Annotated in this window: 13 protein-coding genes; 4 read left to right on the plus strand and 9 right to left on the minus strand. The window is 70.0% G+C overall.

All coding sequences use genetic code 11. The features are described 5' to 3' along the window. The first annotated feature begins 59 nt into the window (after positions 1 to 59). Entirely contained in the window at positions 60 to 1,550 is a 1,491-nt protein-coding gene (locus tag EJK15_RS39500; protein ID WP_138715591.1) for a DUF885 family protein, read from the plus strand. A 24-nt stretch (positions 1,551 to 1,574) separates the two neighbouring features. Continuing rightward, positions 1,575 to 2,396, plus strand: coding sequence for an SDR family NAD(P)-dependent oxidoreductase (locus EJK15_RS39505; RefSeq protein ID WP_138715592.1), 822 nt, complete (start codon positions 1,575 to 1,577; stop codon positions 2,394 to 2,396). Here EJK15_RS39505 and EJK15_RS39510 read toward each other — a convergent pair. Beyond that, on the minus strand, positions 2,387 to 3,403 hold the full coding sequence (locus EJK15_RS39510) for a DUF2207 domain-containing protein (protein WP_138715593.1): 1,017 nt from the start codon (positions 3,401 to 3,403) through the stop codon (positions 2,387 to 2,389). The two genes, EJK15_RS39505 and EJK15_RS39510, sit on opposite strands and share 10 nt — an antisense overlap. A gap of 98 nt (positions 3,404 to 3,501) precedes the next feature. Here EJK15_RS39510 and guaA point away from each other — a divergent pair, with 98 nt between their 5' ends. Together guaA and EJK15_RS39525 are read left to right on the plus strand one after the other, a co-directional pair. Next, the gene (gene guaA / locus EJK15_RS39515) at positions 3,502 to 5,049 is read left to right on the plus strand and encodes a glutamine-hydrolyzing GMP synthase (RefSeq protein ID WP_138715594.1); all 1,548 of its coding nucleotides are present in this window, start codon (positions 3,502 to 3,504) and stop codon (positions 5,047 to 5,049) included. A gap of 216 nt (positions 5,050 to 5,265) precedes the next feature. Further along, positions 5,266 to 6,057: a class I SAM-dependent DNA methyltransferase gene (locus tag EJK15_RS39525; protein WP_138715596.1), complete on the plus strand. Its 792-nt coding sequence runs from the start codon at positions 5,266 to 5,268 to the stop codon at positions 6,055 to 6,057. A gap of 96 nt (positions 6,058 to 6,153) precedes the next feature. Here EJK15_RS39525 and EJK15_RS39530 read toward each other — a convergent pair whose 3' ends face one another. From EJK15_RS39530 to EJK15_RS71230, 8 genes are all read right to left on the minus strand, one after another. Beyond that, positions 6,154 to 7,359 (minus strand): DUF1996 domain-containing protein, encoded by a 1,206-nt coding sequence (locus EJK15_RS39530; protein ID WP_240777501.1) that lies wholly within the window; start codon positions 7,357 to 7,359, stop codon positions 6,154 to 6,156. 330 nt (positions 7,360 to 7,689) lie between these two features. Then, positions 7,690 to 8,856 carry a CU044_5270 family protein gene (locus tag EJK15_RS39535; RefSeq protein WP_138715598.1) on the minus strand — a complete coding sequence of 389 codons (1,167 nt, stop codon included), beginning with the start codon at positions 8,854 to 8,856 and terminating at the stop codon, positions 7,690 to 7,692. Then, complete coding sequence (locus EJK15_RS39540; protein ID WP_138715599.1) at positions 8,849 to 9,400, minus strand: RNA polymerase sigma factor; 552 nt, start codon at positions 9,398 to 9,400, stop codon at positions 8,849 to 8,851. The genes EJK15_RS39535 and EJK15_RS39540 overlap by 8 nt, the downstream gene beginning before the upstream one ends. 145 nt (positions 9,401 to 9,545) lie before the next feature. Beyond that, a complete protein-coding gene (locus EJK15_RS73200; protein ID WP_138715600.1) occupies positions 9,546 to 11,090 on the minus strand; it encodes a hypothetical protein in 1,545 nt (514 codons plus the stop codon). A gap of 55 nt (positions 11,091 to 11,145) precedes the next feature. Beyond that, the gene (locus tag EJK15_RS39550) at positions 11,146 to 11,787 is read right to left on the minus strand and encodes a polysaccharide deacetylase family protein (RefSeq protein ID WP_171074794.1); all 642 of its coding nucleotides are present in this window, start codon (positions 11,785 to 11,787) and stop codon (positions 11,146 to 11,148) included. A 97-nt stretch (positions 11,788 to 11,884) separates the two neighbouring features. Next, positions 11,885 to 12,583, minus strand: coding sequence for a class I SAM-dependent methyltransferase (locus tag EJK15_RS39555; protein ID WP_138715602.1), 699 nt, complete (start codon positions 12,581 to 12,583; stop codon positions 11,885 to 11,887). 4 nt (positions 12,584 to 12,587) lie between these two features. After that, positions 12,588 to 13,802: a glycosyltransferase gene (locus EJK15_RS39560; RefSeq protein WP_138715603.1), complete on the minus strand. Its 1,215-nt coding sequence runs from the start codon at positions 13,800 to 13,802 to the stop codon at positions 12,588 to 12,590. Positions 13,803 to 13,913: 111 nt separating this feature from the next. Next, positions 13,914 to 14,574, minus strand: a 661-nt coding sequence (locus EJK15_RS71230) for a hypothetical protein (protein ID WP_206061381.1), incomplete at its 5' end; no start/stop codon positions are given.

The following is a 14,574-nucleotide window of genomic DNA, read 5'->3' on the forward strand; positions in this document are numbered from 1 at the left end:
GATGTACCTGATTTATCAGTGCATAGGCGATCAATCAGGTGTGCGCTAGCGTCGGCGGCATGACAGAACTTGACCCCAGGCTGCGGGCGGTCATCGACCTCCTCGTGGCCGAGGCACGCGAGAGCGGTGGCAGGCATGAGTACGACGGCCGGATTCAGGACCTGTCGCCCGACGGCGTGCGGGCCGGGCTGGCGCGGCTCGGCGAGGGGGCCGCGCCTGCAGACCCGCATGACGCCGAGCACCTGCGGGTGTTCGAGGAGAGCCTGCGTACCGAGTTCGGGGAGCTGCAGCTGCACCGCAAGAACCCGCTGGTCCACCTCTCCAATCTCGAGCTCGCCTGCTACGACCGCGACTACGCCCCCGAGGCGGAGCGCGCCGCGGCCAAGGCGGCCCACCTCGCGCTCTGGCCGGCCGCCGTGGACCACGCGATCAGCTCCCTCGACCAGCTCAGCGCGCCCGTCGCGAAGTCCCTGATCGGCGCCGCCAAGGGGTTGGCGGCCGGGATCACGGACGAGGCCGCGCTGGAGGCACACGGCAGGCTCGTCGCTCACGTGGAACGCGCCGCGGCCGAGGGCGACCCCGACGCCGCGCTCGGCGGCGACGCGCTGGCCAAGCTCATGGGCACGGCCGAGGGCCTGCCGGTGGACCTGGGCCGGCTGGCCGAGCGGGCCGACGCCGAGCGCGACCGGCTCATGACGCTGCTCGCCGAGTCCTGCGCCAAGCTGGGGCGCCCAGGGTCGCCGCTGGACGTCGTACGGGAGCTCGTCAGGGACCACCCGGACGCGGACGGTGTGATCGAGGCGGCCAGGATCGGCACCGAGAAGGCCATCGCGTTCACCCGCGAGAAGGACCTCGTGCCCTACCACGACGGGGAGTGCCTGGTCGGGCCGGCTCCCGAGTCGCGCCGCTGGGCGATGGCCATGATGTCGTGGAACTCGCCCGGCGAGCCCGAGGGCCCGTCCTGGTACCACATCACGCCGCCCGACCCGTCCTGGCCCGAGCGGGATCAGGAGGAGTGGCTGGAGGTCTTCAGTTACACGACGCTGCCGGCGATCAACGTGCACGAGGTGGCGCCCGGGCACTTCTCGCACGGTCGCGCGCTGCGGCAGGCGCCGTCGGACGTGCGGCGGCTGCTGCATTCGATGGCGTTCATCGAGGGGTGGGCGCACTACGCCGAGGAGCTGTGCGTCGAGGAGGGGTTCGAGTCCGGCGACCCGCGCTTCGAGATCGGCGTGTGGGTGGAGGCGCTGATCCGCGTCACCCGGCTGGCCTGCGCGATCGGCGTGCACACCGGGCAGCTGACCGTCGAGGAGGGCGCCCGGCGCTTCGAGTCCGACACGCACCTGGCGGGCCCGGCCGCGCTGTCGGAGGCCCGGCGGGCGACGTTCGACCCGACGTACGGGCGCTACACGTGGGGCAAGCTGCTCATCCTCGACCTGCGTGAACGGGCGCGCAAGGAGTGGGGCGCGGGCTTCACCCTGCAGCGCTTCCACAAGGCGCTGTTCGACCTCGGCTCGCCGCCTCTGGGACTGATCGACGCCATCCTGTAGCTTCGATCATCGAGGAGGTACGTCGTGCGCGAGCTCTCCGGGAAGATCGCCGTGGTGACCGGCGCCGCCAGCGGCATCGGCCGTGCCCTGGCGGTCCGGTTCGCGGCCGAGGGTATGACGTTGATGCTCGCCGACGTCGACCACGGAGGGCTCGCGGAGACGGCCGCGCTGGCCAGGGACGCCAAGGTGCTCACGCAGATCACCGACGTGTCGGACGCGGCGTCCGTCGCGCACCTGGCCAACCGCTGCTTCGGTGAGTTCGGGGCCGTGCATGTGCTGTGCAACAACGCCGGCGTCTACCAGGGCGGCCACATGTGGACCCGCGACCCCGAGGACTTCGCCTGGCTGCTGGGCGTGAACCTGTGGGGCGTGCTGCACGGCATTCACGAGTTCGTGCCGCGCATGATCGAGCAGGACACCGAGGGACACATCGTCAACACGGTGTCGGTGGCGGGGCTGTTCACGGCGCCTGGATCGGGCGGGTACACGGTCAGCAAGCACGCCGCCCTGGCCGCGTCCCATGCGCTCGCCCAGGACCTGGCCGCCGCCGGTGCCAAGCTCCGCGTGACGGCGCTCTGCCCGGGCTCGGTCAGGACGCGGATCGCCGATTCGGCCCGCGTACGCCCTCCCGGGCTGGTCAACATCCCCACCCAGGACGAGGTGGACTCGCTCGACCGCGTCGGCAGGATGGCGGCGGTCGGCATCGAGCCGTCCGAGGTCGCCGACCTGGTGGTGGAGGCCATCCGCGAGGAGCGGTTCCTGGTGCTGACCGATCCCAAGTACGCCGCCCGGTTACGCCTCCAGACCGAGACCCTGCTGACCGGAAACCTGCCGTCTTACCAGTGACGCTCGTGGGCGAGGACCCTGACCACCTTGCCGCTGCGCGGCTTGACCAGCAGCCGTACGGGGTCGCCCGGCAGCACGTCCTTGTAGAGCCCCTGATCGACGAGGAACGCCGTGGCCTTCTCCGAGCTGCCGTCGTGCAGCGCGATGTAGTACTTCTGGTAGCGGCCCTCGCCGCTCGACTCGATCTCGACCCACCGCTTGACGACGTGCCCGGCGACCTCCTGGCGCTTGGGACCTCGCACTGAGGATCCGGCGGGCTCGATCTCCACGCCCTGCCAGCCGCTGCCCGTGAAGATCCACTCGTACCGCGGGTTCAGCGGCTCCGCCTCCGGCCCGGCGACCTCCAGCCCGCGCGCGGTCGGCAGGAACCCACGCCCGCCCATGAGCAGGCTCACCCCCGCCACGAATGACACCGCTGTCGCGATGATCCCGGGCCACGACGCGCCGGCCCGGGAGACGGTGGCGTACCAGGGGACGACGAGCGCGGCGGCCAGGAGCAGCGGCACGATCATGGTGGGCCAGCGCCGCCGCGCCAGGCCGAGATCGATGGCACACTGCCGGACGAGCGGGACGAATTCGCTCTCGAGGTCGGCGCCGTCGGGCATGAGGGCGATGACCGGCGCGTACGGGGCGCCCGCCAGGCGGGCGGTCACCCGTTCCAGCACCCACCGCTCGTACGGCAGCAGCGGCTCCGGCCGATGCCTGTTCATGGTCGCGCCCGCTTCGCTCCTCGTTGGCTCGTCCCTCGCTCTCTCGTCGCGAGCTCCTGCGCTCGGTGCCGGCGACAGGCGGTCGCCCTCGATCGTCACCCATCCGCGCCCGGCCAGCTCGAACAGCGCCGAATGGAAGACCTCCTGCGCCCGCATGCCGCGCAGCAACTCGACCACGGGCGGAGGCGCGTCGTACTCAGGCGTGCGTGTGGGCCTCTCCCGGCCGGACAGCTTGAAGGCGGCGGCCAGCACGGCGGTCCACAGAGCCCACGCGGCCGCCGGCCAGACAAGATCCATTGTTCTGTGTTAGCACGAGTGCCCGTGCCAGGCCAGGCGTAATATCCAAGGCCGATACACTGAGAGCACCGCATTTCGCCTTTGGGGGGGTTCTCACGGTGTCTGAATTCGACACGGTTCTGGTGGTCGACTTCGGCGCGCAGTACGCGCAGCTCATCGCCAGGCGGGTGCGCGAGTGCCACGTCTACTCTGAAATCGTCCCCTCGACGATGCCCGTCGAGGAGATGATGGCCAAGAACCCGAAGGCGATCATCCTGTCCGGCGGCCCTTCCTCGGTCTACGCCGAGGGCGCTCCGCCGGTGCCGCCCGGGCTGTTCGCGACGGGCGTACCGACGTTCGGCATCTGCTACGGCTTCCAGGCTATGGCCCAGGCGCTGGGCGGCGAGGTGGCCCGCACCGGCGTGGCCGAATACGGCGGCACCGCGCTCGAGGTGCTCGACGAGGGCGTCATCTTCGCCGGCCTGCCGGCCGCCCAGCAGGTCTGGATGTCGCACGGCGACAGCGTCGCGGCCGCGCCCGAGGGCTTCACGGTGACCGCCTCGACGGGAGAGACTCCGGTCGCCGCTTTCGAGCACGTCGAGCGTGGCCTCTACGGGGTGCAGTTCCACCCCGAGGTCCTGCACTCCGAGCACGGTCAGACGGTGCTCAAGCACTTCCTCGACGCGGCCGGCTGCCGCCCGACGTGGACGATGCTCAACATCGTCGAAGAGTCCGTCGAGGCCGTACGCCGCCAGGTCGGCGAGGGCCGGGCCATCTGCGCGCTGTCCGGCGGCGTCGACTCCGCGGTGGCCGCCGCCATCGTCCAGCGCGCCATCGGCGACCGGCTGACCTGCGTCTTCGTCGACCACGGCCTGCTGCGCAAGGGCGAGGCCGAGCAGGTCGAGCGCGACTTCGTGGCCGCCACCGGCGTGAAGCTCCGCGTGGTCGACGCCTCCGACCGCTTCCTGAAGGCGCTGGACGGCGTCAGCGACCCGGAGGAGAAGCGCAAGATCATCGGCCGCGAGTTCATCCGCGTCTTCGAGGACGAGCAGCGCGCCATCATGGCCGACGGCCCGGTGGAGTTCCTGGTCCAGGGCACGCTCTACCCCGACGTGGTCGAGTCGGGCGGCGGCACCGGCACCGCCAACATCAAGTCCCACCACAACGTCGGCGGTCTGCCCGAGGACCTCCAGTTCAAGCTGGTGGAGCCGCTCCGCGCGCTCTTCAAGGACGAGGTGCGGCGCGCGGGCGAGGAGCTCGGCCTGCCCGCCGCCATGGTCTGGCGCCAGCCGTTCCCCGGCCCCGGCCTCGGCATCCGCATCGTCGGCGAGGTGACCCGAGAGCGCCTGGCCCTGCTCCGCGAGGCCGACGCGATCGCCCGCGAGGAGCTGTCGCGGGCCGGCCTCGACCGCCAGATCTGGCAGTGCCCGGTGGTGCTGCTGGCGGACGTGCGGTCGGTGGGGGTGCAGGGGGATGGGCGCACGTACGGCCATCCGGTGGTGCTGCGGCCGGTGACCTCGGAGGACGCGATGACGGCGGACTGGGCGCGGGTGCCCTACGACGTGCTGTCGCGCATCTCGACCCGGATCACGAACGAGGTCCGCGAGATCAACCGCGTCGTCGTGGACGTGACGAGCAAGCCCCCGGGCACCATCGAGTGGGAGTGACGCCCATCAGGCGATGACCAGGGCTGCAGTTCCGCCTCCGCGGCCGCCTTCGCGCTGGAGCCGTAGCGGTGGCGTACCAGGGGGATGCTCAGGAAGGCCAGGGCGACGAGCAACGAACGTGATCATGGTGGGATGGGGCGCTGTCACGAGCCCACGGCGGCTGTCAGATGGGTCTGTGGGCTTGTCAGACCGACCGTAAATTGTCACCCTTAGGCGATGAAGACCAGAGCTGAACTCAGAGGTTTCTGGGAAAACCGCCTGCGCGACGACTGGACCGAGAGCGGCGTCGGGTACAAAGCGCTGGGGCGGGCCTTCAACCTCTGGATGTATCGGGTGCGATCCGAGGTCTTCTGCCGAGAGGCCGCCACACTGCCTCTGGATCCAGCCACCGCACGCATCCTCGACGTCGGCTCCGGCACCGGGTTCTACATCCGCCATTGGCAGCTGCTGGGCGTCAAGTCCGTCGTCGGCTGCGACCTCACGCAGGCGGCCGTGAATCGGCTACGCGAACGCTTTCCCGGCGTGCCGTTCCACCAGCTGGACATTGCCGAGCCCGGGGACGTCTTGGAGCCGGGCTCGTTCGACGCCGTCTCGGCCATGGACATGCTCTTCCACATCACTGACGACGCTCAATACAAAGCGGCCTTGCAGTCGATCCATCGGACGTTGAGACCGGGCGGCTTCTTCGTATTGTCGGAGAACTTCCTGCACGGGCGCGAACAGCGTGGTGACTACCAGACCAACCACACGCTCACCTGGATCACCAGAGCGCTGGATGAGGCCGGGTTCGAGGTGATGCGACGAGTGCCGATGCTCGTGCTGATGAACGCCCAGGTCGACGCGAACCCCGCCTGGCGCAAGCTCTGGGGCGGCCTCCTCCGGGCCGTGACCCTGACCGAGCAGACCGGTGGCGTGGCCGGAGCATTGCTGTTTCCGCTCGAACGGCGACTTGTCCGCTGGCTGCGGGAGAGCCCTACGACCGAGTTGATGATCTGCCGCCGCCGCTGAAGATCACTATCCCGCCTGTGGCCTGCCCGAGGCTACGTCCCGACGGCCGGACCTCACCCCATGAGGGTGAGGTCCGGCCGTCGGGTGGTTTCCTCGTCAGCACCTCCTGCCGCTGTTGATGCACTTGACGACGTTGTTCATGAGCTGCTTCGACATCACGTTGATGGAGCCGGCGTGGTCGGTGCTCGGGTCGTTGCCCTCGCTGGTGAATCCGTCCACCGCGAAGGGGACGTCCGTACCGTCGGGCGGGGTGTTGGCCACGTCGTTGTAGACCAGCGTCATGCGCAGTTGCGGCACGGCCTGGGTGCCGCTCGGGCAGGCGCCGTCCTCATCGGGGAAGACGAGGTGCGTACGGTGGTCGGCGCTGTCGAGGTTCTCGCCGTCCCAGCAGCTGGGCATGTCGAGGACGCGGACCAGCTCGCTGCCCGAAGGACAGATCGGATACTTGTCGGTGAGCCGGTCGGTGAAGCCCGTGCAGGTCCATGTCTCCTGGGCGTTGGCTCCGCCGTTGGTCGCCGCCCTGGCGTCGCCGGAGAACAGCCTCAGGTATCGCGGCGCCGCCGTGACCTGAGATGTGGGGTTGCCGCGGTACTCCATCCGCACCGCCGACGGCTGCACAGGTGTGCCGGCGGCCTCAGCCGCACCGGACTCGTCCTTCTCCCCGAGTTCCCGCAGGACAGGCCAGAAGTAGGCCGACTGGTCAGCCTGGTTGCGGCAGCTGGTGTCGGCTGCGGCGAGGCTCTCATTGGTGGAGAAGGCGTCGGTGGACATGTTGCCCACGTAGTCGAGCATGGGCTGGGCCCCATCGGACACGCCGGGCGCCATGATGACGTTGTCGGTGTTGACGCGGCCTTCACTGTTCGTGCCGCATTGGGAGACGAACGTGCCTGTTGAGGCGTTCGCCGTGGCTTCCGGCTGCTCTGTACGTGGGACCTGCCGGATGTCGACGAAGTCGTCGGCCGACAGTTCGGCGGCCGCCGTGTCGCTGCCGAGTGTGCAGGTGGACAGCGAGTCGAGTCCGGTGGGGCGTTCGGCGGTTCGGCCGATGGCTATGGCGATGCGGTCGATGGTGGCGCCTCGTTTGGAGGCGAGGGGGCCGAGGATGGCGTTCTGGACGAAGTTGGGGCCGCCTTGTCCGGCTGAGGTGGCCAGGCGGTTGTTGGCCTCCTTGAGCTGCGTGTCGAGGAGTGCGAGGTTGCGGTCGACTTCGGCCTGCGCGCTCGCCGGAACCTCGGGGAGCTGGTCGGCCACGCCCGGGCAGACGATGGCCGCCGCCGGTGTCGTGCCGGCCTGCGCGGACAATGGGGAGCCCGCCAGAACGAGCGCGATGCTGCCGCCTGCAAAAATGGCTGCTCGCCTCGGTCTGAATTGAATTCCCCCGAGCGGATTCCGCATCCGTTGCTCCTTCCGGTCTTGTGACCTGTGCGGGAAAGTCCGGTCTTCGAGAGGTACGGGGCCACAAGCGGAAGGGTTCGGCCGTCTACCGCAAAACGTGCAAGCCGATTTGCCGTGCGGAGACGGCCCGATTTGGTGGACGCCCGCTCACCATCACGGCCACGCCGTCCTGATGAACGACGCCCGCGCCCCGTTGAGCAGGGCGGATGTCGCGCCGCGCGAGAGGCGACGCCGGTGTCAGGGAATCGGGCGGTCGCTGAGCTTGCAGCCGCGTGGCCGCTCCGGCCGGTCGCCGGTCCAGCCGGCCTCGGGCGCCCATGCCTGGTAATGCATGAACGCGCCCTTGCCGAGCCCCTCGATGCTCTCGGCCGCGATCGAGACCTCGGCCAGAAAGGTACCGGTCCGCGGGTCGAGAATGACGGTGAACCGCTCGGCCACCTCGTCGTCGGCACCGAACTGGGCGGAGAATCCCTCGCTCTTCACGAAGGTGACCGCGAGGCCCGCTCGCCCCAGAGGGTCGATGATCGAGCCACCGACCTTGGTCGTCGGCAGCCCGGCCAGGAGGCGCAGGGCGGCCGCTCTGACCGCGGGCCTGACGGGCATCTGCAGCAGGGCCGACGAGTTGGACAGGAACTGCTCGAAGCTCTGGCCACCCCGATCGGACTTCCAGTGCGTGCGTAGCCGCTCCCGCAACCGGGCGGCGTCGCCGGGCAGAGCCGCGAGATCGGCGAGGGTGAGCTTGCCCAGCCGCCGATCGCCGATCACGCCGCCCGGCTCGGCCCCACGCGTGTACACGCACTCCGACGGCTTGGCGCGCAGCCGTACCGGGTTGCAGTCCTTCGCACGGGTGCCCGGCGTGCACACCCGCTGCACGACGGACGGGGAGCCGGCGGCCCGCCAGGCGCGCTCGTCGGCGGGAGTGGCGGGGCGGGTGTACTCCCGCCGCTGCCGCACCTGCACGGGTTCCCGCGGATCGCGCGGCTGCCAGAGGTCGACCCGATCCGAGTACAGCACGTTGAACGTTTCGTCCCCCGCCCGCACCCGGATGAGCCCGTTGTTGAGCAGCGGCCTGCGCCAGTATGCGCCGGTTTCGTCCGGCAGTCGCGCGACGTCGTCCGCGAGCCGGAGCAGGGCGTCGTTGCCGCCGGCGGGGACGACGACCGGGACCGGCACGGCGGCCAGGTTCGACACCAGCGTGACGACGGCTGTGACGACGACGACCGTGGCCACGGCGGCACTCAGCGTCCACCCCCGATAGCCCCGCGTCCACCCTCGGCGGGCGTGGCGCCGTCCGGGCGGCTGGTCCATGGCCGCCGACAGCCGGGCGCGGGCCTTCTCGACCACCTCGTCCGAGGGCCGCGGCGCGTCTGGCAGCGACCTCGCCAGGAGGCTCAGCTCATCCATGGTTCTCCTCCAGGGGGTTGACGTCGCCGAGTGCCTTGCGGAGCTGCTTGCGGGCGCGGTTGAGGCGGGACGCGACCGTACCCGCCGGGATCTTCAGCGCGGCGGCGACCTCGGCGTGGCTGAGGCCGCCCAGCGCGCTCAGCAGGACGACGTCGCGGTCCCCGCGGTTGAGCCCGGCCAGCGCCCCCGCCAGCCTGCCGGTCAGCTCGCCCGCGGCCACCCGCGTCAGCGCGGCCTCCTCGTGGCTGTGCTCCGGGCGCTCCGCCGCCCGGCCGAGCGCCTTCCACCTGCGGATCTCGGTACGGCGGTGGCGCGCGACGAGGTGCGTGGCGATGCCGTACAGCCATGGCCGCACCCCTCCGCGCGAGGCGTCGTAGCCGCCCCGGTACGCGGCCAGGAACACCTCGGCGGCCAGGTCGTCGGCGACGTCATCGGACAGCCGCCTGGCGATGTACCGGTGGATCTCGGCGAAGTGCGCGTTGAAGATCTGCTCGAAACCGGCCCGGAGATCGGGCGGATCGACCACGTCAGGTGGAACGGTCATGCAGGCATCTCCGCTGGGTCAAGTGAACGGCGAACGCCCCTTCTTGCCCGGAGCGCCGCATTGCTTTCACGCGGAGATCGCGACCGGTTCCGTGTCGCCGGCGAGCTTCCGGTGCCGGGGGAGCATGGTGCGGGAAGCCTCGGCGCTACGGCGTGTCGCGCTTGATCGGTTCGGTCGCGGCTTCGGGCTCAAGTTCCGGCTCGGCTTCCGGTTCCGGTTCCGGTTCCGGTTCCGGCAAAGGCGCAGGCGGAGGTACGGGCTCGGGGCGCGGCGGCCGTACCAGGCGCCGGGCCCGCCGTACCAGCCGCAGCACGAGCACCCCAACGCCCCCCAAGAGCAGCGGCACCAGCAGCGCCCCGATGAGGATGGGCGAGGCCATGTACCGGAAGTCCTGCGCCGAGATGTTGGCCAGCACCGCGAGCTGCTGCCCGGCCACCACGGCCGCCACCCCCACCACGTACCGGTTTCGCAACGCCACCGCCGCCAGCCCGACGGCCAGATACGACAGATACGCCCACGACGCCCCTCGCCACAACACCCAGTCGTACTCGGGAGCCAGCGCCGAGGTGAGCCACGGATCGGCCACCTGGTTGAGCTCGTGCGACAGTGGCCGCAGCGAATACACCCACCGCCCGGGAAAGTCGGGCACCTTGCGGGGGCCGACGTACGTGTCGGCGGTGGGCCGGCGCGAGAAGCGGTACGTCGCCCCGCCTGTCATCAGCTCGTCCTGTACCGGCTTCCAGGCGATCGCCCCCCGGCAGAGCCGGGCATCGACGATCATGCGCGGCTCGGCGACCAGCAGCCGTTTCCACAGGTCCAGCAGCTCGGTGGCGTGCGCGTCGGCCTGCTGCCAGCTGAAGTCGTTCCGCCAGATCAGCGGGTTGATCGTGTAGCAGGTGCCGCCCCACCACCATCGCGTCAGCGGCGCCACCGACGCCATCAGCGCCCTGTCCTGCTCGCTGAACAGCTCAGGACGGTCCCTGAACGCCACCGCGATGTCCCCGAAGGCCGTGTGGTACACGTACGTCTTCGACGGGGCGGCGATGCCGAACTGCGGGAACACCAGGTTCGACAGCACGAGTGGGAGCGCCGCCGCGAACGTGCCGACGAGCAGCAGCCGTACCCGCATGGTCTTGACGATCAGCACGAGCACGACGACAGCCACGCCGACGACGAGGAAGCCGTTCGCACGGAACAGCCCGAGCGCCAGCATCAGAGTCCCGAGCCCGACCAGGCCGGGCCCGGTGACCCGGCGCCTGGCCGCGAACCGCGCGCACACCCCCGCGATCGCCACCGCGCAGATCGTGAACGGCACGTCCTTCCACAACGTGACCGAGAACGCCCCCACGGACGGTGCCAGCGGCATCAGCACCACCACCGCGGTGGTGAGCTTGCGCGGGGCGCCGAGCGCCTTGAGCGACTGCGCCAGGTACGTCAGCGCCCCCGCCATGGCCGTGGTCTGCGCGAACGTGACCGCGCCCAGGTCGCCGGTCTTGGTGAAGCTCAGCCACACCAGCGCGTCGTAGACCACCGAGTGATCGCTCACCCAGGGGCCGACGACGGTGTGGCTGAGGTAGAGGACCGAATCGCGGCTGAACAGGCCGGGGTAGAAGGCCGCCCACCAGCATCCGAGCACTGCCTGGACGATGAGGAAGGTCGCGAGCGCGACCCACGGCCTGGTCCTTGTCACGGTCGCAGCTGAGGTGTCGCTCCTCATGGTTCCAATTCCGAGCTGCCGGAGATCGCTAGAAGTAGCTCACTCCGGACTTCGGCCCCTTGCCGTTGAGCAGCGTCGCCACGGTGACGAGGTGGTAGCCGCGCTTCTTGAGCTCCTTGACGATCCCGGGCATGGCCTGCACGGTCGCCGGGACCGTGTCGTGCATGAGGATCACGCCGTCGCGCTGGGCCAGCCTGAGCACGGCCGCCTTGATCTTCTTGGCGTCGCGCAGCTGCCAGTCGAGCGTCGTGCCCGTCCACAGCACCTGCGCGAGTTCCGTCTCGCCGGCCAGTCCCAGCACGCGGTCATCGGTGTGACCGTAGGGCGGGCGGAATATCTTCGGCTGCTGCCCCGTGGCGGTCTGGATCGCGTCCTGGGTGGTCTTGAGCTCCTCGAGGATCTCGTCGTCGAGAAGCGTCGGGAGCGAGGCATGCGAGTAGGTGTGGTTGCCGATCGCGTGCCCCTGAGCCATCGCCTGCGCGACGATCTTGGGACGCTCTTCCACCCGTTTGCCCACCACGAAGAAGGTGGCCTTCGCCCCTGCCTTCTTCAGCGTCTTCAGCAGGGTGGGCGTGGTTGCGCCCGGGCCGTCGTCGAAGGTCAGCGCCAGGCATTTCACGCGGGCGCAGTTGATCTTCGCTTCGACGGTGGTCGCGGGCAAGGAGGTCATCGCCAGTGAGGCCGCGAGTAAGGCATGAATCACCACAAAAGACAGCCTAGGGCCAACGCCGACCGCCCGTGAGCAGGCCCGCTGTCACGTTCCGAGCTCACTTCCGTAGCCGTGCCCGCAGGAACAGGGTCACGCCCCTGCGTGATTTGACCGGCAGATACCTCTCCGCGCGAACCACCGCCGACAGGCCCGCGTTGACCAGGATAGGCATCTTGCCCAGGTCGCTGCCCTTGGAGCGGCGGCGGTGCCGGACCACGAGGGGCCGCAGGAGAACGTTCCAACTCCAGATGTGCTCGACCCGCAGCCCCGCCTTCTCGACGACGGCGGTCAGCGAGTCGCGGTCGTATCTGCGTACGTGGCCGACGGCGTCGTCGTGAGCCGACCACAGCTCCATGTCGCACGGCACCGCGATCAACGCGTGCCCGCCCGGCGCCAGCACCCTGGCGATCTCCTCGGTGACCAGGTAGTCCTCGTGGATGTGCTCCAGCACGTCGAACGCGGTCACCAGATCGACGCTGTCCCGCTCGAACGGCAGCGCCCGTGCGTCCGCCTGGACGGCCTTGAGGCCGCGCTGCCTGGCCAGCTCGACGGCCGTCTCGCTGGCGTCGGTCGCCGTCGCGTCCCAGCCTTCCTCGACCAGAACCCTGGTGTTCCCGCCGCCGGCGGCGCCGACGTCCAGCGCCCGCCCGGGACGGCCGAGGCCGCGCAGCTCTTCACGCAGGATGGCCCGGCGCTCGCGGTACCACCAATGGGTGTCCTCGAGCGCGATCAGGCGGCGGATTTCCGTGGTGTCCATGAGCTCAGTTCCTTGCGCGGGAGAAGACCCAGCGGTCCAGTGCGGAGAAGCGGATCGTGATGAGCAGGCAGTACGTGGCGACGACCGCGCCCACCTCGGCCAGCCGCCCGGCGGCCGGCGGCACGGCGAGCACGGCCATGGTGGTGACCGCGTAGTTCGCCGTGAAGAGGGCCGCCGCGCGGAAATGCATGGTGGTTCGCCGTACCCGGCCGAACGTCCATCGCCGATTCGCCTCGGTGTTGATGATTCCGGCGAGGACCAGCGCGCCCAGATTCGCCGTCGCCGGTGACCAGAATTCGCGGAGCGGGAGGTAGAAGAGCGCGTAAAGGATTACGGAAAGCGCGCCTATCGCGGCGAACGAGATGAATTTCGCCAGCGTCACCGCCCGCGGCCGGGCCACGACCGCGTCCGGGTGCCGCGGCGTGGGCTCCGGCCTCGCCACCTCGACCCGGGCCCGGCCCGTCGACATCGACCAGGCGACCCTGGCCAGGCCCTTCAGATCGTCGATGGCCGTCCTGACCACGCGGACGCGCGAGTCCACGTCCTCGATCCAGTCGACCGGCACCTCGTGCACGCGCAGCCCGTTGTGCTCGGCCAGCAGCAGCAACTCGGTGTCGAAGAACCAGGAGTTATCCTCGATCTTGTCCATGAGCGGCCTGACCACGTCGGTCCTGGCCGCTTTGAAGCCGCACTGGGCGTCGCTGAATCCGGCGCCGAAACCATACCTGAGCAGGGCGTTGTAGGCGCGCGACACCACCTCGCGGCGCAGCGAGCGGCGGGTGCGCGCGCTGTGTGCCAGACGGGTGCCGACGGCGATCTCCGAATGACCGCTGGCCACCGCCGCGACCAGCGGGAACAGGGCGTCGAGGTCGGTCGACAGGTCGACGTCCATGTACGCGACGATGTCGGCCGGGCTGTCCCGCCAGGCCGCGCGCAGCGCCGCGCCCCGGCCGCGAACGTCGATCCTGCGGGCAAGCACGCGGTCGAACTCCCTGGCCAGCGCGGTCGCGACCAGCCACGTGGCGTCCGTGCTGCCGTTGTCGACGATCGTGATGCGCCACGGCAGCGGGAAGCCGTCGAGGAAACCGGCGAGCGTGCGTACGCAGCCGGGCAGGGCGCGTTCCTCGTTGAGCACAGGGATGACGATGTCGAGGCTCGCCAGCCGGGCCGCGGTGTCGAGGACGCGGGGGGTCGGCTCCATGGCGGCACGCGTTTCCATAGAATTCCCTGATCCTTTGCCTGTGGCCGTACGTCCAGGGAAATGTTGCTGGGGACGTCCAGCGCGGCGCGTGCGGCTTTCTCCTCGCCATTCCGGGAGCGGGCGATACTTTTACCTCGCGGTGAGCTGGTAAACCGATGAGGTCGCGTTGCGGAATCGTGGCCGGGCGAATTTCTCCAGCTCCGGATTAATTCCGGTGAAAAGCCACTTGACGCCGTATTTTCTGGCGAGATGCCGGACGTTCTGCGCCGTCGGCGCCGCGAACACCGCGTCGTTCGCCGCCAGCCGGGCGGGATCCGCGAACGGCACCCTGAGGTACGACCTCACGAACAGCTCGGTCCGCGACAGCGTGCTCTCGGCGTAGGCCCATCCCTCCACGAGCACCCGCCGCTCGCTGAACCCCGACACCCAGTAGTGTCTGCTGTCGCACCGGCGCCGCGCGACAGGCCGGCAGTGCAGGTCGGTGGCCACCACGTCGTCCGGCGACGAGTGATCCCGCAACCACCTCGCGGCCTCCAGCGCCCCATCGGGCATCAGCCGCTCGCGCTCCTTCTCCCCGGGCGTGACATGCGCGACCACCTCACGGACGGAGGCCGGAACCGCGTACCCCGCGAGCAACGCGACCACCGCCAGGACGGCACCGCGCCGCCACAGCACCACCGCCCCGGCCCCGAGCACCAGGTACGGCACCACGACCCGCTCCAGCGCGCCTCCGGGCATCTCGATCTGGGCCGCCACCACGGCCGCCCCCGCCCCCACCCCTGTCCAGGCC

This window comes from Nonomuraea basaltis (assembly GCF_005893125.1).
GTDB lineage: Bacteria > Actinomycetota > Actinomycetes > Streptosporangiales > Streptosporangiaceae > Nonomuraea > Nonomuraea basaltis.

Excerpts from the sequence above, each read along its gene's own strand:
- EJK15_RS39500 (WP_138715591.1), top strand. The coding sequence starts at position 60 with ATGACAGAACTTGACCCCAGGCTGCGGGCGGTCATCGACCTCCTCGTG.
- EJK15_RS39510 (WP_138715593.1), bottom strand. The coding sequence starts at position 3,403 with ATGGATCTTGTCTGGCCGGCGGCCGCGTGGGCTCTGTGGACCGCCGTG.
- EJK15_RS39525 (WP_138715596.1), top strand. The coding sequence starts at position 5,266 with ATGAAGACCAGAGCTGAACTCAGAGGTTTCTGGGAAAACCGCCTGCGC.
- EJK15_RS39535 (WP_138715598.1), bottom strand. The coding sequence starts at position 8,856 with ATGGATGAGCTGAGCCTCCTGGCGAGGTCGCTGCCAGACGCGCCGCGG.
- EJK15_RS39540 (WP_138715599.1), bottom strand. The coding sequence starts at position 9,400 with ATGACCGTTCCACCTGACGTGGTCGATCCGCCCGATCTCCGGGCCGGT.
- EJK15_RS39550 (WP_171074794.1), bottom strand. The coding sequence starts at position 11,787 with ATGACCTCCTTGCCCGCGACCACCGTCGAAGCGAAGATCAACTGCGCC.
- EJK15_RS39555 (WP_138715602.1), bottom strand. The coding sequence starts at position 12,583 with ATGGACACCACGGAAATCCGCCGCCTGATCGCGCTCGAGGACACCCAT.
- EJK15_RS39560 (WP_138715603.1), bottom strand. The coding sequence starts at position 13,802 with ATGGAAACGCGTGCCGCCATGGAGCCGACCCCCCGCGTCCTCGACACC.